The sequence below is a fragment of the Deltaproteobacteria bacterium genome, assembly GCA_030654105.1.
In the GTDB taxonomy this organism is placed as follows: domain Bacteria; phylum Desulfobacterota; class SM23-61; order SM23-61; family SM23-61; genus JAHJQK01.
On sequence record JAURYC010000289.1, the window covers coordinates 1 to 17,140 of the forward strand.

The following is a 17,140-nucleotide window of genomic DNA, read 5'->3' on the forward strand; positions in this document are numbered from 1 at the left end:
GGTGGGGGTCTATGAGCGCAAGGGAATCATCGGGGAAAGAAAACAGGCGGAAATTGGGATGCAGACGATCCGTGCCGGGGACATCGTCGGTGAACATACCGTAATCTTCGGAGGCCTGGGTGAAAGGTTAGAGGTTACCCACCGCGCCCACAGCCGGGACAACTTTGCCCGGGGAGCGGTACGGGCCGCTTGCTGGGTGGTCAAACAGAAACCCGGACTTTATGATATGCAAGATGTGCTGGGACTCAAATAACGATTAAATTGCGGATTGCGAATTGCGGAATGCGGAATTGAAATCAACAAATGAAAGATTCCGAATTCCGAAATCCAAATTCCGAATTTGTTAGAAAGGGAAGGAGAAAGAATGAAACAGCCTTGGAAAACAGAGAAGTGGTTTGTCAGCCCTTGGAATTACGAACCGGAGGTTACCTCGAAATTTCAGTTTCCACCGGCCAAGGAGATCAAGATCCATGATATTACCCTGCGGGACGGGGAGCAGCAGGCAGGAATCGCCTACACTTTAGAAGATAAAATGAAAATCGCCAAGGCATTGGCAGAAGCAGGAGTGCATCGCATCGAAACAGGAATGCCGGCGGTCTCTAAGGAGGATGAACGGGCTATCAAGGAGATCGTTCAGGCGAATTTTGGGCCGGAAATTTTCGCTTTTTCCCGTTGCATGGTTTCGGATGTGAAGCTGGCCAAAGAGTGCGGGGTGAAGGGAGTGGTGGTGGAGATTCCATCGAGCGAGCATATCATCAAGCATGCTTACGGGTGGGAGTTGCAGAAAGCCATCGATCTTTCCATCGAAGCCACTTTGCTGGCCAAGGAATTAGGCTTATACACGGTCTGGTTCCCGATCGATGCTTCGCGGGCGGATATGAATTGGTTTTTAGATTTGATCGAGAAGATTTCCACCGAGGGGCATATGGATGCCTTGGCCGTGGTGGATACCTTCGGGGGTATTTCACCCCATGCCATCCCGCACCTGATCAAGAGGATTCAGGAACGCGTTAAGAAACCCTTGGAGCCACATTTCCACGATGATTTTGGTATGGGAGTGGCCAACACGCTCATGGCCCTGGCTTGCGGGTGTACGGTGGCCCACACCACAGTTACAGGAATCGGCGAGCGAGCGGGTAATGCCGCCATGGAGGAGTTAGTCCTGGCCCTTTTAACTATGTACGGGATTGACATAGGGATCAAGACGGAGAAATTTTACAGCCTTTCCAAGCTGGTGCGGGAGCTGTCGAACACGCAGATTCCTTCCAACCGCCCCATCGTGGGGGAGACGCTCATGGACGTGGAGTCCGGCATTGTGACTAGCTGGGTGAGGCGCTGCCGGGATGAAAATCCCCTGGAGCTTGGCCCTTTCGTTCCTTCCCTGGTGGGGCAACGCCCCATCGAGATCGTCATGGGTAAGAGCAGCGGGATCGATTCAGTGGCCGAATGGCTGGAAAAGATCGGCGGCGATGCCTCCCAGGAACAGCGCGAGGCCATCGTTTTGAAAGTGAAGGAAGCTTCGATTAAGAAAAAAGGGTTGCTGACGGAGCAAGAGTTTAAAAAGATCTTCGATCAAGTGGTTCACGGATAATTGGAGAATTGGAAATTCGGAGTTCGGAGTATTGAGTTCGGAGGGTAAGACTCATTGCTTCGAACTCCGAACTAAACACTCCAAACTGATTATTCTTAGTCCCCATCCCTTTATCTCCACATCTCTCCCTCATATCTTTTCATCCACCATCTGGATGGCTTTTTTCGGGCAGATGTCGATGCAGGTTGAGCAACCCTGGCAGAGTTGCGGGTTGATCTCCGCTGAGGCATCGGTCAGGACGATGGCATTACAATGTCCGATCTCTACACATAGACCACAAGAAGAGCATTTTTCTGGGTCTACCTGAGCAACTCCGGCCCAGACCGTCAGCTCCGCTGCTGATTTAATTTCCTGGATAAGCAGGTCCCGAATATCTCTTACTGTCTGAAAGCCCATCTTCTGCATGTAATTTTTCAAGGACTTCATCCATTTTTCCAGAAAGCCGAACCCGTGGATCATGGTCTCGGTGCAAACTCCGATGGAGTCGGCACCGCACATGATCATTTCTACGGCGTCTTCCATGGAAGCAATCCCGCCGGTACCGATGATGTGGGGGGTGGGTCCGACCATTTTCCGGATCTCAAAAACATCCCGCAGGGCCAGAGGTTTGATCCAAGGTCCAGAAAGGCAACCCATGGTGTTTTCCCCTTGAAGGTTATAAATGGGCTTTTTATAGTTCCAGATGTCAATGGGAGGAATGCCCAGGCGATTGGCTACGCTGCAAACCGCTGCCGCCCCGGCCCCCAAGGCCACCTTAGAAACATCAGCGATCCGGCCTCCTTCAGGTGTAATCTTGGCGATAAGGGGAAGTTGGGTGACTTCTCGGGTTTTTTCAAGCACCAGCCGCACCGAGGTTTCATCCTGGCCCATGCTTGCTCCAGAGGAAGGACGGTTCTCCTTAGTGGCCTTCGCAGATACGTCCACATTAAAGGACATATTCGGGCAGCAGAAGTTCAATTCGAGGATTTGCGCTCCGGCAGCTTCAAAACGCCGGGCCGCATCCTGCCACCCATCCAGGTCCGCCTGGACATAGGAGTAGTTGGCAATAATGACCATTTCTTGGCATTTTTTCCGGGCCTGTTCCACGAGCCGAAGGCCGCTCTCCATATCCAGACGGTATTCGGCTGTGAAAGTGTGGAGTTTTTCTTTTTTCAGCCAGCGGTAGCGAGGTTGATAGTTAATGTAAGGGACTGGGTTGAAAGTCTGTTTGATGGCCGCTGCTCCCCAGCCGCATTTCTCGGCGAGTTCCAGTTGCTCGATGCGTTTGGCCGTCGGCCCGGAAGCGACCATGAAGGGATTTTTCAATTCCACATTGCCGATTTTGACCGGCAGGTAATAAAGATCATCGTTCATCTAAAACCTCCTAAAATAATTAGCCACAGAGGTCACAGAGCCCACAGAGCCCACAGAGATCAATTAGAAATCAATGATCAATAACCAAAATACAGAAACATGGGGAAAAAGTATTTTGTCTGATGTTGCAATTTTTCTATTTGATTGTTGAATTTATTCTCTGTGCCCTCTGTGTTCTCTGTGGCTTAAGACAGGGAGACTTTTCGTCCTTCTTCCACAGAAACATATCCTGCATATAATACCTCAACCACCTGCATGGCCAGGTCTAAACCTGTGAGGGGTTGACGGTCGAAAGCGATGGCTTCCATGAAATCCTGAATTTCATGGGGGTACCCCAAGAGCCACTCTTCGTGCGGATTGGGGAACGAAAGCCCGGCTTTGGTTTCCTGCTTTTCGTTAAAATAGACGTCTTTAACCGGGGTGGGGTCAATGGTATAAAACTGGCAGACCCGAACCGGGCAGAGGTCAAATTTTATCCGGGCATGGGAAAGACGGATGTCCATGTTGGATTCCATCCCGCCCAGAAGGTCATCGGCGGCGAAGAAGGTCCCTTTGGTACCATCGGTAAAGGTGATCGTGAGTTGCGACCAGGTCTCTACATCTCCCCAACCTGTCACCAAGGGGCTTCCCTTTGTGCCGGCAAAAGCAGAGGTTTTGGTGAGGTCAGTTCCGTCCGCCCAAACCTCTCGAGCAAGGATGGGGTGGCCGAATTTTTTTCCTCCCTCGAATTGCTTCAAAAAAAGGCCGGAAGCAATGGGGTGAGCACCCAGGCGGGCCATGGCTCCGCCCCCCGCATGCCGCCACCACTTAGCATACTCGGCATGGGAACCACTGTGCGATTCTTCCCCGCGCATCTCCAAAATGGCTCCGGAAACGAAACATTTCTCCATTAGCTCCAAGGCTTTTTTGAAAGCAGGGGCGTGTACCCAGTTTTCAGCATAGCAAAATTTCACCGGATGGGCGGCCATTACTTCGGCGACTTTTTTCAAGTCTTCCCGAACTTTCCGCAGCATTTCCCTCTTTGGGGTGGAGCCGACTTTATCGTCCGGTTCCCCCTGGCCGAAATAACCAGTGAGCGGCTTTTCGCAGATGATATGTTTATCGGCCTGGGCGGCCTGCAGAACCATGGGCAGGTGCAGAGCGTTGGGGACAACAAGGTCCACTACCTGAATCGACCTGTCGTCCAAAATATGCCGAAAGTCATCGTAACACTTGGGGATGCCAAAACGCTTGGCCAAGTCTTCAGCCCTGGCTTGGTTGACATCCGCAATGGCAACGATTTCAACGGGAACCCCCTGCACCTGCCGGTAGGAGCGCAGATGGAAAGCGGCAGCGAATCCTGCTCCCACGATACCGACTTTCACGGTCGTAGTCATTTTTCTTCCTTTCCAGAGGATAAAGGGTAGTAGGAAAAAAATCGAGTTGCCTTTACGCTAAAATTTTGAACATTGTTTGTCAAGAAGAAAGATTATTCCGCAATCCGCAATCCAAATTCCGCAATTCAAAAGGCCAATTTTTGTTGACCGGATTATTTCCTCATGTTAACTTAAGCGCGTTTGGGATCATTGTTCATAGTGTGTAAATTGTGGAAATTTAAAATTTTAGGGAGGAATGTGTGCAGGAGCACCTGGCTAAACTTTTACAGGAACTTTCTCTCCTTGACGGGCTTCCGGGCCACGAGCAAGTAGTAGTTCGCTACCTGAAAAAACAGTGGACCCCGTATGCGGATGAAGTCCAGGTGGGCGTGAACGGGAACGTCTATGCGCGAAAAACGGGCCGGACATCCGGCTTGACTGTGATGGTCGCCGCCCATACCGATGAAATCGGCCTGGTGGTGAGGGACGTTGATCCACGGGGAATGATCCGCTTCGACAAACTGGGCTGGTTCAGCGATTCCTGGCTTCCGGGTATGCGGGTGCGGATTGGCCGAATCCCGGGAATGGTGGGTATCAAGTCAGGTCATTTGATGACCGAGGAAGAAAAACGCACCGTTCTTCCCCACCGCAGTCTGTACATCGACGTGGGGGCAAAAAGTGCGGAAGAGGTCGAACGGATGGGCATTTCCATTGGCGACCAGATTTCCTTCGATGTGCCTTTTGGCCGGTGGAACAATCCTGATTACTGCTGCGGCAAAGCCATGGACAACCGGGCGGCTTGCGCGATCCTGGTGGCGCTCATGGAAAGGCTGGCGGACGGTAATTTCCCCGGAACGGTCTGGGCGATTGGTACTGTCCAGGAAGAGAGAGGTTTGGGAGGGGCACGCACGGCCGCGCACTTCACCCGCCCGGATTGGTTCATGGCTGTGGATGTGGCCCTTGCCGGCGACACTCCAGAGAGCCCGGTGAGCAGCAAGCCGGTGCGGCTGGGTTCCGGGGTAGTTATTAACCTAGGGGATTTTTTGGAATCACCCAAAAGAGGATATTTTATCAACCCAGGGCTGAAGGAGATGGCCCTGCAGGTAAGTAAAGAAAAGGGTACCCCCATCCAACTCCAGGCCCTCTACGGTAATTCTTACACGGATGCGGCTGCCGTATCTCAGGAATTTACAGGCATCCCCTGCATCTCCTTAGGAATTCCCACCCGGTATTCTCATGCCCCTTCCTCAGTCTGCCATCTTGGAGACATGGAATCCTGTCTGGAATTGGCCGAGGGGATGCTCCGCCGCGGGCTCGCAAAGAAGGACCTGGATTTTCTCAGAGAAGATTAAGGAGTAAAGCTTGAAGTTGTCGGAGTGGGTGAAGAAGAATACTCAGACCATTTCGGTGTTTGTGATTGTTTTAGTGGTCTGGCACTTTGGGGTGGTCCTTTTGGGCATCAAGGAATATATTCTACCTACCCCCCTGGCGGCCATTAAAACCCTTTTTGAAGCCAAATACCGGTGGTCGTTTAACTTTATGGCCACTTTTTACGAGGTGGTTGGAGGTTTTATCCTCTCGGCATTGGTGGGGGTGTTTCTGGGTATTGCCATTATCTGGTCAGATTGGCTGAAACGGGCCATCCTCCCCTTCCTGGTGTTCGTGAATACGTTGCCCAAGATCGCCATAGCCCCTCTTTTTATGATCTGGTTTGGGTATGGCATCCTGCCCAACATTCTCATCGTGGTTTTGATTTCTTTCTTTCCCATGGTGATTAATACGGCCACGGGGTTGGTAGCAGTGGAAGAAGACCTGTTGGACCTGGTGAATTATCTTCACGCCACAAAATGGCAGAAGTTGAAAATGATCCAGTTACCCAATTCCTTACCTTATATATTTTCCGGTTTGAAAATTACCTCTACAACAGCCGTCGTAGGGGCAATCGTCGGAGAATTTATCGCATCCGATAAGGGCCTGGGGTCAGTGATTATCTCCTCGCAGACCACTCTTTCTACTCCGGCGATATTCGGCTCGTTGATTCTGATTTCAGCGATCGGTATGGGCCTTTTTTGGGCAGTGGAGGTCATGGAAAGAGTTTTAATGCCCTGGGAGAAGCAGAAATAGGAAGATAGGGGAAAGAAAGATATAGGGATAGGGGGATGGGGAGATGGGGAGAAACGGAGATGGGGGGAGGAGAAGAAAATCAGTTCCCAACCAGGAGTCTTTAGCCGAGTAAAATAAAAAGGAGGGGCAATAAGATGAAAAGAAAAATTAAAAGGATTGGAAGTACGGTTTTTATCGGCTTTTTGTTCCTTGCCTGGAGCAGCATGGGCCTGGCAACAGATAAGGTAACCCTCAACCTGAATTGGTTTTACGTGGGGGACCATTCGCCTTATTTCGTGGCCACGGAAAAGGGCTGGTACAAAGAAGAAGGGCTGGAGGTCAATATCATCCCCGGGAAAGGATCGGCTGATGTGGCCAAGAAGATCGACGTTGGATCAGCAGAGTTCGGGATCGTGGACACCGGCGTGGGGATTGTAGCGAGGGCCCAAGGAGCGAAGATCAAGAATGTGTCCATGCTTTTTGATAAGAGCCCGTACTGCATGTGGATGTGGAAGGATTCCGGGATTAACAGCCCCAAAGATCTGGTTGGTAAGAAAATCGGGGCCCCTCCTGGAGATGCCCAGCGGACGATCTTTCCTGCCCTGGCGATTGCCAACGGGTTTGATCCAGGTAAGGTAACTTTCGTGAACATCGCCCCGGAAGCGAAGCTGAGTGCCCTGGTCTCCAAGCAGGTGGATGTGGTCTTCGACTTTTACTCCGGAGCCCCCTTCTATTACAAGGCTTTCGGGCCAGACAAGGTGAAGTTTATGATGTTTGCCGACTGGGGGGTGGATGTTTATTCCAATGCCATTGTTGTTACGGACAAATATGCAAAAGAAAACCCCGGTATCATCAAGAGATTTGTCAAGGCCTCGCTGCGTGGATGAGAATTCACCCTGAAGAACCCGGAGGAAGCCATTAATATCATGGCCAAGTATCGGACGGAGATCGATAAGCCCCTCATGCTGGCCAACCTGAAGCTGATCATCGACCTTTTCCGGACCGAACGCTATCAAAAGAATGGTATTGGCTGGGTGGATGATAAGAAAATGGCCGACTCCATCAAAATTATCGCGCAGTACAGAGACTTGAAGGTGGACATGAAACCCAGCGATATGTATACCAACGAATTTTTAACGAAAATTCCATTGCCCATCGAGGTAAAATAACGGAAGATCTTCACCGCATTTCTTTTAATCTCGGCGATCTCAGCGCGCTCTGCGGTGAATGATGGCTTTTTCTATGAACAACCACAGCCCATTTATCAACATCCGCAACCTGAGAAAAATCTATCTTACCAAAGCGGGAGAGGTTTGCGCCCTGCAGGATGTGACCTTCGATGTCTTCCGTGGGGAGTTCATCACCCTGGTTGGCCCCTCGGGTTGCGGTAAAACCACCCTATTAAAAATCATCTCCGGCCTTCTGACCAAAACGGACGGGGAACTGCTATTTTCTGCCGGGGGATATTTTGACCCCACGCGGGATGTAGGCATGGTCTTCCAGCGGCCCGTACTTCTAAAGTGGCGTTCGATAGTGGAAAATGTCCTTCTCCCGGTGGAAATCCTGAGGCTGGACCGCAAGCGTTATTATTCTAAGGCCATGGAGCTTTTGCAGCTGGTCGGTCTGGAAGGGTTTGAGAAGAGCTATCCGAACGAACTCTCCGGGGGAATGCAGCAGCGGGCTTCGATCAGCCGGGCCTTGATCCACAATCCTCAGCTCCTTTTAATGGATGAACCTTTCGGTGCCCTGGATGCCTTGACGCGGGAGAAGATGAACCTGGAAATCCTGCGCATCTGGCAGGAGACAGGTAAGACCGTCCTCTTCGTTACTCATGGGATTCAGGAGGCCGTCTTTCTGGCGGACCGGGTGATTGTTCTCAGCGCCAGGCCGGCCCGCATGGTTGCTGCCATTGACATCAATCTTCCTCGCCCCCGCACCATGGAGATGAAGGCGGAAAAAGAATTCGGCCGGCTCTGCCTAGACATCTACAAGCTTTTGGAGGAGAAATGATCTTAAATGCGGAATGCGAATTGCGGAGTGCGGAATTAAAGATTTTCATTCCGCATTCTGAATTCCGCATTCCGAATTTTTAAAAGGTGAGAAAATAAATAAGGACCCACTTCCTGAAAAGCGTTCCCTGGAAATGAATATCTTCCCCACGCGCGAGGAGATGGGCAAGGCTGCCGCCTGGGATGTATCCCAGGCTATGAAGCGGTTCGTGCAAGCAAAGGGCAAAGTCACCATTGTTTTTGCCGCGGCCCCCTCGCAGAATGAATTTTTGGCCCACCTGTCGAAAACGAAGGGTGCTGTATGGCCCCAGGCCACCTGTTTTCACCTGGATGAGTATGTAGATCTTCCCCGGAATCATCCGAACACTTTCGAGGTTTATTTGCGAGAGCACCTTTTCGACCACGTTCACCCGAAAGAGGTCTATTTCATGAAAGCCCTGCAAGGCGGAGCAGACCAGGTGGCACGGCAATACGCCAGGCTCATCCAGAAAAGTGCAGGGTTGGATATCGCCTGTATCGGCATCGGCGAGAACGGCCACATCGCTTTCAACGAACCCGGTTCGGATTTAGAGGATCCGCTGATGGTAAGACGGATCACCCTCGATTCCCGCTCCGTCAGACAGCAGTACCGGGATTATAAAGACCACCCCAACCCGCAGGCGAGGTATTCCTCCCTGAAAGCAGTTCCGCGAAGGGCGCTCACCCTGACGATTCCGGCGATCCTCTCGGCCAAAGAAATATATACCATCGTTCCCGGACCCCCAAAAGCGGCGGCGGTGAAAAAAATGTGGGAGGGGCCCGTTTCTTCCGCCTGTCCCTCATCCGCCCTGAGGCTGCACCGGCAGGTTAAAGTTTACCTGGATCAGGATTCAGCCGGAGAGTTAAGGTAGGATCGGCCACCAGGAGTTTAAAGCTGGATAACGACCTTGTTGGCCTGGCTGTTGGGATCCAAAAGGATTTCGAAGGCCTGTTCTAAACTGCCCAAAGGAAGCTGATGGGAGATGATAGGTTTTAACCGCACCTTCTTTTTTTCTAACAACTCCAGGGCCACCTGAAAATCCCCGCAGTAACCTCGGCTTCCTCGAATCTGAATTTCACGTTGGGCAAAGAGATTCACGGGAAAGTTGACCTCAAGGGGGTTTTCAAAGAGGCCCAGCAGGACACAAATTCCCCCTTTCTTCAAAGATTCAGCGCTTTGCCGTAAGGTTTTTTCCAGGCCCACGGCTTCGAAGGATCGGTCCACACCCAGCCCTTTGGTTTCCCGGAATATCGTTTCTACCGGGTTTTCTTCCGAAACGTTGATAGCAAGATTAGCCCCCAGGGTAAGGGCCGTATCCAGGCGGTGTCTGAGGACATCAACAATAAAGACTTCACTACAATCGGCGGCTTTCAGAGCCTGGAGTAAGAAAAGGCCGATGCCCCCGGCACCGAAGATGGCTGCGCTCTGCCCCCGCTCCACCTCGGCCTTGCGAACAGCGTGCACGGCTACGGCCAGAGGTTCCAGGAGAGAACCCTCCTCATAGGAGATAAAATCCGGGAGACGGTGAACTCGGTTCTCCGATACAACAAAGTACGGGGTGAATCCTCCCTGACCGATGCTGTATTGATAGGCGATATTCTGGCAGAGATGATATTCTCCCCGCAAACAAAAATAGCATTGGCCGCAGGTGATCACGGGTTCAATCGCCACCCGGTCTCCCGGGGAAACTTTCCTTACGTCCCGACCCCTTTTGATTACTGCTCCGGAAATTTCGTGGCCGATGGCCATGGGAAGTTGAGCGAAGGGATGCTTCCCTTTATAGAGGTGAAGATCACCACCGCAGATACTGCAGGCTTTGACCTTGATTAAGACGTCGTCATCCTTGAGGGAAGGGAGGATTCTGTTTTTAAATTCCACCCGCCCTGGGGCGGTAACGAAAGCCATGGGATATTCATTCATAAAAAATGCCTCCGGCCTTTTTCTGAATGCGGAATTCAGAATGGCGAATTCAGAATTGGATAAAAAAGAGGTTTTATGAATAAAAAATATTCCGCATTACGCATCCCACACTCCGCATTCGGTTATTCCATGATGTAGTCTTTCTTCGGCCCGAACTTTCGTTGCCCTCCCATAATTTCACGCACCTGATCGGCCATGAGAAAAGCCGGGGGAGGGCAGCCTGGAACGTAGTTGGGAAGATGCTTGTATTGTTTCTGGCAATTGCCGATGGGAAGCTGGATCCAATCCGAAGATTCCGCAAGCTTGGCTTGGGACCCCATGCTGATTTCCAGCCTGGGTAATTTATCCAGGGAAATACCTACAGCCCGCATGCGATCCATGGCCACGCGTAACCCGTTGCGGCAGGCGTTGCAGGCCTGGCCGTCGAGGAAGCGGATTTTCTCCACGTCCAGATGGAGCGGGGCGCAGGCGCGGACAAAGGGGCGACGAACTTCTTTGATGGATCTGCCGAGGATTTGAATTTCCTTTTCATCCCAGATACCATAGCCCATGCCCTGAGCCAGGCAGAGAGCGAGGACTTCCGTCGGCTCGATGTCCATGATCCGCGCAGCTATGGTATCTACAGCCACCGCATCTGTGCCAGCCAGCAATAGGTTTAAACCTACCGGTGTACCAGCGATGGGACCATCCCCTTCCAAGGCGATCAGCGCGTCCACTACAATGAGATGAGGCTTCAAAACGGCGTTGAGCTCGGCCACCGCCTTGTTGAGGCCTAAATAATGGAATCTTTTTTTTTCATCATAGGTAGTAGTTCCCTTCAGATTTTTCATGGCGGCCGTAATAGTGCTGGCGAAATGGGTTTTAAGAACGGGGGCGTTGATGAAGAAATCAGCCCGTAAAACTTCTTTAGAAACATGAACGCTTTTAAGAATTCCCCCTTCCGGAGTTTTGATCTCTTCGAATTCTCCGTCGTATAGGTCCATGAGCCGGGCTCCTGTCACTCTGGCCACTTCTTCGTAGCCGTTGGCGGCAAAAGCCTTTTTCGTGTTTAAGCCGATGGCAATGGCCTCGGCAATGATCACTTCCGCCGGATTGGCTTTTTGCACCTCCTCCACCAAAGCCTGCATAAAAACCGGTCCGGTGAGAATTCCTTTTTCCCAGAGATTCTCTTCGGCGGTGAGATTGGGCTTGATCAGCACCCGGCTATTGGGGGGAATGATTTGCGAAGCCGGTCCGATGAGGGTAAAGAGCTCTCCCATCATCCTCCGGACTTCGTTCAGGTCTTTTCCATTCTTTCCCTTGACGATAGCAACTGAAGTAAGCATTTTCTTTTTCACCATTTCGCGCCTAACTCCTTGCGCCTTACGGTTATTTCATGTTTTATCGGCGTTGATCTGCGGCAATCTGCGTCCCCGATTATTTTTGATAAAACTCGGCGGCGCCTTGCGGACAAAGGGCCACGCAGAGGCGGCAACCGTCGCATTTTTCCGGGTCAACCACCAGTTTTTTCTCGACGACGGCAATGGCCTCATACGGGCAGGCTTCCAGGCACCTGAGACACTTCTGGCAGGCATCCGGGTCAATGCGGGAAACGTAGGGCACATCCCCGGGAATCTGGCTCGGAGCGATGATCTTACCTACGGAGCGGCCGGAGAAATCGGCAAGGGAACGATATCCTTTGGCATCCATCCAGCCGGAGATTTGCCGGAGCCAGCGTTTGATGATCTTGTGCCCGTAAACGATGATGGCCGCGCAGGTCTGGACCGCGGTAGCCCCGCAGAGAATGTAGGAAATAACATCTTCGTACGTGCCGATGCCTGCCCCACCGATCACCGGCACTCCCAAGTTGGCCTCGGAAGCGCGGACGAGCCACTTGCGAATGATGGGAGCCTGCCAAAATCCACCGTACCCACCCATACCACCCCAATGGAGAGGCTTTTCGGTGGCAATGTCCAGATAAAGACCTTGGAATCTGCCAGTGATGACCACAGCATCGGCCCCGCCGGCAATCATGCGGCGGGCAACCTGGATCGGATCCACCCCTTCCCCCACGATCTTACCGATTACCGGAAGAGGGGTTCGTTTCCGTACCAGTTCTAAAATGGAGTAACAGAGTTCAGGATCGCGTCCAGCGACCATTCCGGTTGGCTGTCCTTTCTCCACGTGGGGACATTGCAGGTTTAGCTCGATTAGATCAGCCCCGTTCTCCGTGACCAGGTCGGTGAGCCTCGCCCAGGTCTCCGGGTCCGTCCCGGCGATGGAGGCGATCACCCGCACGTCGAAATCGTGGGCTTCCTGCGCATACCCCTTCATTTTCTTGGCATATTCTTCGGGTGGTGTGGGATTGAGGCGTTCCGTGGAGTAAAGGGAAAAATAACCGCTATTATCGATGGCTTCGGGGTGCTCTATATGCCAGCGAGGCCGGGGTTGTTTCTGGAGCCATTCGGTATAACAAAGAGTTTTGGTGACAAAGGCCGCCGCCTCACTGCGGATACACTTTTTTACCATGGACGATCCGTACGTAGGCGTCCCGGAGGCGATGATAAGCGGATTTTTCAGGACAACGTCTTTGATTTTTATTTTCAGGTCAGGCATCGACTTGAAAATCCTTTCTGATTTTACTGTACTTTTTTTATAACACAAGTCTGCTTCAAAAGCCAGGTGGGCCGAAGAATGCGAGGGGAATTTTAAATTGAATTAACTCCTCCTTCCATGCGATAATGTCTGGTAAATCATCAACCTGAAAGGATAAGAGATGATCCACAAAAAAGAATGGAAAACAAAAAAGTATTACCATGGTCCTTCCGGAGCACATCGCCGGGCTGTGTACAAAGCTATGGGGTACACGACGGATGATTTGAGCCGCCCTTTGATCGCTATCGTGAATACCTGGGGGGAAGTTTGTCCCGGCCATTACAATCTGGATCATTTAACCCGCACGGTACGCGATGGCATCTGGAAGGCCGGGGGAACTCCCCTGGAATTTGCGGCCATCTCTCAGTGCCCGACAGCCAGCCTGGGAGAGCCGATGATGCGCTACGACCTGCCAACGCGGGACCTCCTGGCCTTTGACATCGAAGCCATCATCGAGCAGCAGATCTTTGACGGAATGGTCATCCTGGTTTCCTGTGATAAAGTCGTACCCGGAGCGCTGCTGGCTGCTGCCCGCTTGGACCTCCCTTGCCTTATCCTGCCAGGTGGATGTATGGAGGTCGGTTCTTGTGAAGGCGAGCAGGTTTCCCTCTCCGACCTGGATGAGGTTATTTTCGGCGCCCTTCCTATGGGGAAGGCAGACCTGAAAAAAATTGAACTTTTGGAGGATGCGGTCTGTCCTTCACCAGGCGCCTGTCCCATCATGGGGACGGCCAATACCATGCAGTGCCTGGCTGAAGCCGTTGGCTTGACTCTTCCATTGGCCGCCACGGCCCGGGCAGTATCTGCCGAAAGATTACGTCTGGGGAAAACTTCAGGAGAAGCCATTGTCAGAATGGTTAGGCGCGGGGAAACAGCGCGTTCCATCCTCGGCGCCAAAAATTTGGAGAACATGCTCCGGGTCTGCATGGCTCTCGGAGGATCGACCAACGGAATCTTGCACATTCTGGCTCTGGCCCGGGAACTCGGCCTGGAGGGGGAAATGAATATAGAGAAGGTAGACCGCTTCAGCCGCACTACCCCTTGTATCTCCGATATCCGGCCGGTGGGGAAGTATTTCCTTCCCGACCTTCATGAGGACGGCGGAGTCCCGGCGATCATGGCTGAGTTGCAGCCATTTTTAAATTTGAAAGCCAAAGGCGCAGACGGACGCTCAGTAGCCGACTGGGTCAAATTGGGAAGGGAGAGCCTGAAGCGGGGCAGGCGGACAGTCCGTGCTCTGGATGATCCCTTGCTTGCTCACGGTGGGATTGCCGTGCTCAAAGGGAATCTGGCTCCTATCAGCTCTTTAGCGCGCATGCTTAATAACACCATTCCATCTCATCGCGGGCCGGCGCGGTGCTTTAATTCTCAGGAAGAAGCTGTGGCCGCTTTGAAAAAGGGAAAGGTCAAGGGGGGAGAAGTGATGGTGGTTCGCTACGCCGGTCCACGGGGAGCTCCAGGTATGCCAGATATTTATGCTCTTTTAGCCACGGTGGTAGGGATGGGCCTTGAAGGCAAGCTGGCCGTGGTAACCGATGGGCGATTCTCCGGGTTCGCCCGGGGGTTGGGTGTATGTCAAGTCTCGCCAGAAGCCGCCATAGGCGGCCCATTGGCTTTGGTAAAAAATGGGGATATAATCTCCATCAACCTTCCCGACCGGTCCTTGAATGCGGAAGTGTCCGGTGCCGAATGGAAAAAGCGCCGGACCGCATGGCAGCCTCCAAAGATGAAGAACGCGCCGGGCATCCTCGGCCTGTTTGCGGTCAACGCCGAGCAAGCCCACCAGGGGGCCCGGCTGGTGGCTCATCCGGCGCCGTGGAAAAAAATATAGAATCATTCACTGATCCAGCGTGAAAATGTCTTCTTATTTCTTGGAAAAACTTTCAAAGTGTTGTAGGTATTTGGACCGGAAATCGGGGTCACCCAGATTCATGGTCCCCCAGATGTATTTTCCTTTCCAGTGAAGGTCTACCTTCCCATGATAGGGGTCCTGCAAACGATAGGCGCCTTCACCAGATTTCTTCTCCAAATTTTCAGTCTGCTTCAGGTATTTCTCCATCATGTCCCGGCAGTCATTCTGATTTTTGCCCTCGATGACGAAGATCTTAAATTTCTTCCCTAAAAGCTCGTAGTCAGCGGTAAACCCCGAATGAAAAAAGGAGTAACCCAGGAAGTCTTTGGCTATGAATTTTTCCGAATTTTTATTTTTCCCCTCGGCAGGGAAGGAAGATAAAATCGCGGGAAGCGATGCTTGCCCTTCTAAATTTTGGGCAACCTTCCGGGCGAAGGTAAGCAGGATCTCCTGATCATCCGCGCCAGTGTTGTAGCTGTTAATTTTTACATAGTAGGGGCCTTTGACAAAATTCAGGACCATACTCTCGCTGTATCCCTGCGCCCCGATATTCAGGAAGTTGGCATTCGCCAGACGCTCCTGGCTGTAGATTCCGAAAGCATGATTCGGAGTCCGGTGGCGATAGATTTCAACGGTCACCGAGGCCTTCTTCTCATTCCGGTATTCGGCCACCTGCAGGTCTTGAAAATCGTACTTTAAATAGAGATCGGCGGCTCCGTTGATGTATTCGTAGATAGTTTCGGGAGAAAAAACCTGGGGTTTTTCTGCTTGTTTCCACCCGCTCGCTTCCGGAAAAACAAAAGTTTTCCCTTCCGCCAACGCATCCCCCCAGGGTGTTCTCACCCCCAGCATGAGATAAAAAGAAAGGAGGATGATGGACATCTTTACGAACCCAAAGTTTTTCATCTTTTCTTCCTCCTCCATAGCTTATCAGGCAACGAAACCAGGGGGAACTTCCCGCAGGCGGACGACATCCTGGATCCGGGCAGAAACGTTCCATCGATTTAAACATTTTACCGGACATGAGGAGCAGTCTCCACAGAGGTCGGAAGGAAGATTCAATGAGAACAAGAGATCTTGGGCTGCAACCAGATTCCGGTATCCGTAAACATACATGTAGGCTCGCATCAGGTCGGGAATTGGGAGCTGCTTGGCGCATTGGCCCAAACATTGCCCGCAGCCCTGACAGTAGAGACCCGAAAAGAGTGTGGCCCGGCGAAGGTGGTTTTTTTCCGATTGAGTGAGAGCGATATCTTTCATCACCGCCAGGTCCAGATTCATTTGGTCAAAGGTGGTGAACCCGGCGATGATGGTATGCACGTTGGGATCCTGCAAAGCCCATTTCAAGGCAGCCGGGGCGTCTATTGTTTCTGACGTATAGCTCCCACGAACATTTCCTCCGATGGTTTTCATGGCCACGACCCCCAAACCGGCTTCCGCTGCTCTGGCGATGGCCTTCTTCACTTCGGCGGCATGTTTCTGCCGGAAATTGTAGGCTGGCAGAACAACGTCATAAAATTTGGAGTCAACGGCCGCCTGGATTACTTCCGGTTCATTCCGGTGGGTAGTGATCCCCACAAAACGAACCTTCCCCGCTTTTTTCGCCTTTTCCAGGGCTTTCATAATCGGTTCATACAGAGCGGATTCTCGTCTCCATACGTTGTGATGGTGATAAACATCTACATAATCCAGCCCCAAACTCTTAAGGCTCGTATCAATTTTCTTGGTAAAAGCTTCTTCCGTCGCTTCGGCCGGATAAAGTCCGGTATTTTGATCATTGGGCAGGCGCGCTTTGGTGGAAATCGCAAAAGAATCCCGAGGACGACCCTTGAGCACCTCCCCGATCATGGCCTCATTCGTGCCTCTTTGATAGGTTTGAGCGGTATCCAGGTGAAACATGCTGGCATTCAAGGCAGCCCGGACCAGGTTGGGATTGTCCGTATTCATCACACCCATAGTAATAACCGGCAGCCTGATCCCTGTTTTTCCCAGGACCCGGTAGGCCATCTTTTTCTCGGTTCCCTTTTCCTCCTCCCCCTTTTCTTGCGGTTGTTTCTCGGTGGAACTCAGATAAAGGAACCCCCCCATACTGGCCAACGACGACCTTAAAAAATCCCTTCGACCCATCTCTCTTTTAGCCATCTCCAAAGACCCTCCACTCTACGGGAATCTCCGACCCAATCGCTTTTTTAATGTCCCTTTCGGGGATGGTTGAAATCCCTCGCCTTTAGGCGAAGCATGCTTTTGCGAAGTCCCCTTGGAGGGGGACAAGCAATTTATCTTGCTGGCATTGGATCTAATTTT

The 17,140-nt window shown here is 52.0% G+C and carries 16 protein-coding genes; 9 read left to right on the top strand and 7 right to left on the bottom strand.

Annotated elements, in window-relative coordinates; all coding sequences use genetic code 11:
• A partial coding sequence (locus tag Q7V48_12585; GenBank protein MDO9211565.1) for a dihydrodipicolinate reductase C-terminal domain-containing protein occupies positions 1 to 253 on the top strand: 253 nt, incomplete at its 5' end.
• A 111-nt stretch (positions 254 to 364) separates the two neighbouring features.
• Complete coding sequence (locus tag Q7V48_12590) at positions 365 to 1,591, top strand: pyruvate carboxyltransferase (GenBank protein MDO9211566.1); 1,227 nt, start codon at positions 365 to 367, stop codon at positions 1,589 to 1,591.
• A gap of 129 nt (positions 1,592 to 1,720) precedes the next feature.
• On the opposite strand, the gene Q7V48_12595 is transcribed toward Q7V48_12590, so the two are convergent.
• Together Q7V48_12595 and Q7V48_12600 are read right to left on the bottom strand one after the other, a co-directional pair.
• Positions 1,721 to 2,944 carry a 4Fe-4S binding protein gene (locus Q7V48_12595; GenBank protein ID MDO9211567.1) on the bottom strand — a complete coding sequence of 408 codons (1,224 nt, stop codon included), beginning with the start codon at positions 2,942 to 2,944 and terminating at the stop codon, positions 1,721 to 1,723.
• 185 nt (positions 2,945 to 3,129) lie between these two features.
• Positions 3,130 to 4,320 carry a Gfo/Idh/MocA family oxidoreductase gene (locus Q7V48_12600; GenBank protein MDO9211568.1) on the bottom strand — a complete coding sequence of 397 codons (1,191 nt, stop codon included), beginning with the start codon at positions 4,318 to 4,320 and terminating at the stop codon, positions 3,130 to 3,132.
• A gap of 239 nt (positions 4,321 to 4,559) precedes the next feature.
• On the opposite strand from Q7V48_12600, the gene Q7V48_12605 reads away from it, so the two are divergent.
• From Q7V48_12605 to Q7V48_12630, 6 genes are all read left to right on the top strand, one after another.
• The gene (locus tag Q7V48_12605; protein MDO9211569.1) at positions 4,560 to 5,651 is read left to right on the top strand and encodes a M20/M25/M40 family metallo-hydrolase; all 1,092 of its coding nucleotides are present in this window, start codon (positions 4,560 to 4,562) and stop codon (positions 5,649 to 5,651) included.
• A 10-nt stretch (positions 5,652 to 5,661) separates the two neighbouring features.
• Complete coding sequence (locus tag Q7V48_12610) at positions 5,662 to 6,423, top strand: ABC transporter permease (GenBank protein ID MDO9211570.1); 762 nt, start codon at positions 5,662 to 5,664, stop codon at positions 6,421 to 6,423.
• Positions 6,424 to 6,557: 134 nt separating this feature from the next.
• On the top strand, positions 6,558 to 7,289 hold the full coding sequence (locus Q7V48_12615) for an ABC transporter substrate-binding protein (GenBank protein ID MDO9211571.1): 732 nt from the start codon (positions 6,558 to 6,560) through the stop codon (positions 7,287 to 7,289).
• A gap of 39 nt (positions 7,290 to 7,328) precedes the next feature.
• Positions 7,329 to 7,571, top strand: a complete 243-nt coding sequence (locus tag Q7V48_12620; GenBank protein ID MDO9211572.1) for a hypothetical protein — start codon at positions 7,329 to 7,331, stop codon at positions 7,569 to 7,571.
• A 73-nt stretch (positions 7,572 to 7,644) separates the two neighbouring features.
• Positions 7,645 to 8,412 carry an ABC transporter ATP-binding protein gene (locus Q7V48_12625; GenBank protein ID MDO9211573.1) on the top strand — a complete coding sequence of 256 codons (768 nt, stop codon included), beginning with the start codon at positions 7,645 to 7,647 and terminating at the stop codon, positions 8,410 to 8,412.
• 133 nt (positions 8,413 to 8,545) lie between these two features.
• Entirely contained in the window at positions 8,546 to 9,301 is a 756-nt protein-coding gene (locus Q7V48_12630) for a glucosamine-6-phosphate deaminase (GenBank protein ID MDO9211574.1), read from the top strand.
• A gap of 17 nt (positions 9,302 to 9,318) precedes the next feature.
• Here the strand turns inward: Q7V48_12630 and Q7V48_12635 are convergent, their stop codons facing one another.
• The 3 genes from Q7V48_12635 to Q7V48_12645 all read right to left on the bottom strand — a co-directional run bounded on the left by Q7V48_12635 (position 9,319) and on the right by Q7V48_12645 (position 12,945).
• The gene (locus Q7V48_12635; protein MDO9211575.1) at positions 9,319 to 10,350 is read right to left on the bottom strand and encodes an alcohol dehydrogenase catalytic domain-containing protein; all 1,032 of its coding nucleotides are present in this window, start codon (positions 10,348 to 10,350) and stop codon (positions 9,319 to 9,321) included.
• A 122-nt stretch (positions 10,351 to 10,472) separates the two neighbouring features.
• Complete coding sequence (locus Q7V48_12640; GenBank protein MDO9211576.1) at positions 10,473 to 11,690, bottom strand: DUF362 domain-containing protein; 1,218 nt, start codon at positions 11,688 to 11,690, stop codon at positions 10,473 to 10,475.
• Positions 11,691 to 11,766: 76 nt separating this feature from the next.
• Positions 11,767 to 12,945: a 4Fe-4S binding protein gene (locus Q7V48_12645; GenBank protein MDO9211577.1), complete on the bottom strand. Its 1,179-nt coding sequence runs from the start codon at positions 12,943 to 12,945 to the stop codon at positions 11,767 to 11,769.
• Between the two features lie 160 nt (positions 12,946 to 13,105).
• On the opposite strand from Q7V48_12645, the gene ilvD reads away from it, so the two are divergent.
• Entirely contained in the window at positions 13,106 to 14,815 is a 1,710-nt protein-coding gene (gene ilvD, locus Q7V48_12650) for a dihydroxy-acid dehydratase (GenBank protein MDO9211578.1), read from the top strand.
• Between the two features lie 33 nt (positions 14,816 to 14,848).
• Here ilvD and Q7V48_12655 read toward each other — a convergent pair whose 3' ends face one another.
• On the bottom strand, positions 14,849 to 15,742 hold the full coding sequence (locus tag Q7V48_12655; protein ID MDO9211579.1) for a hypothetical protein: 894 nt from the start codon (positions 15,740 to 15,742) through the stop codon (positions 14,849 to 14,851).
• 24 nt (positions 15,743 to 15,766) lie between these two features.
• Complete coding sequence (locus Q7V48_12660; protein ID MDO9211580.1) at positions 15,767 to 16,978, bottom strand: aldo/keto reductase; 1,212 nt, start codon at positions 16,976 to 16,978, stop codon at positions 15,767 to 15,769.
• Between the last annotated feature and the right edge of the window lie 162 nt (positions 16,979 to 17,140).

Bases quoted from the DNA above. Each gene is read 5' to 3' on its own strand.
- Q7V48_12645 (MDO9211577.1), bottom strand. From the start codon at position 12,945: ATGCCTGACCTGAAAATAAAAATCAAAGACGTTGTCCTGAAAAATCCG.
- Q7V48_12600 (MDO9211568.1), bottom strand. From the start codon at position 4,320: ATGACTACGACCGTGAAAGTCGGTATCGTGGGAGCAGGATTCGCTGCC.
- Q7V48_12615 (MDO9211571.1), top strand. From the start codon at position 6,558: ATGAAAAGAAAAATTAAAAGGATTGGAAGTACGGTTTTTATCGGCTTT.
- ilvD (MDO9211578.1), top strand. From the start codon at position 13,106: ATGATCCACAAAAAAGAATGGAAAACAAAAAAGTATTACCATGGTCCT.
- Q7V48_12630 (MDO9211574.1), top strand. From the start codon at position 8,546: ATGAATATCTTCCCCACGCGCGAGGAGATGGGCAAGGCTGCCGCCTGG.
- Q7V48_12590 (MDO9211566.1), top strand. From the start codon at position 365: ATGAAACAGCCTTGGAAAACAGAGAAGTGGTTTGTCAGCCCTTGGAAT.
- Q7V48_12660 (MDO9211580.1), bottom strand. From the start codon at position 16,978: ATGGCTAAAAGAGAGATGGGTCGAAGGGATTTTTTAAGGTCGTCGTTG.
- Q7V48_12625 (MDO9211573.1), top strand. From the start codon at position 7,645: ATGAACAACCACAGCCCATTTATCAACATCCGCAACCTGAGAAAAATC.
- Q7V48_12640 (MDO9211576.1), bottom strand. From the start codon at position 11,690: ATGGTGAAAAAGAAAATGCTTACTTCAGTTGCTATCGTCAAGGGAAAG.
- Q7V48_12655 (MDO9211579.1), bottom strand. From the start codon at position 15,742: ATGAAAAACTTTGGGTTCGTAAAGATGTCCATCATCCTCCTTTCTTTT.
- Q7V48_12595 (MDO9211567.1), bottom strand. From the start codon at position 2,944: ATGAACGATGATCTTTATTACCTGCCGGTCAAAATCGGCAATGTGGAA.
- Q7V48_12635 (MDO9211575.1), bottom strand. From the start codon at position 10,350: ATGAATGAATATCCCATGGCTTTCGTTACCGCCCCAGGGCGGGTGGAA.
- Q7V48_12620 (MDO9211572.1), top strand. From the start codon at position 7,329: ATGGCCAAGTATCGGACGGAGATCGATAAGCCCCTCATGCTGGCCAAC.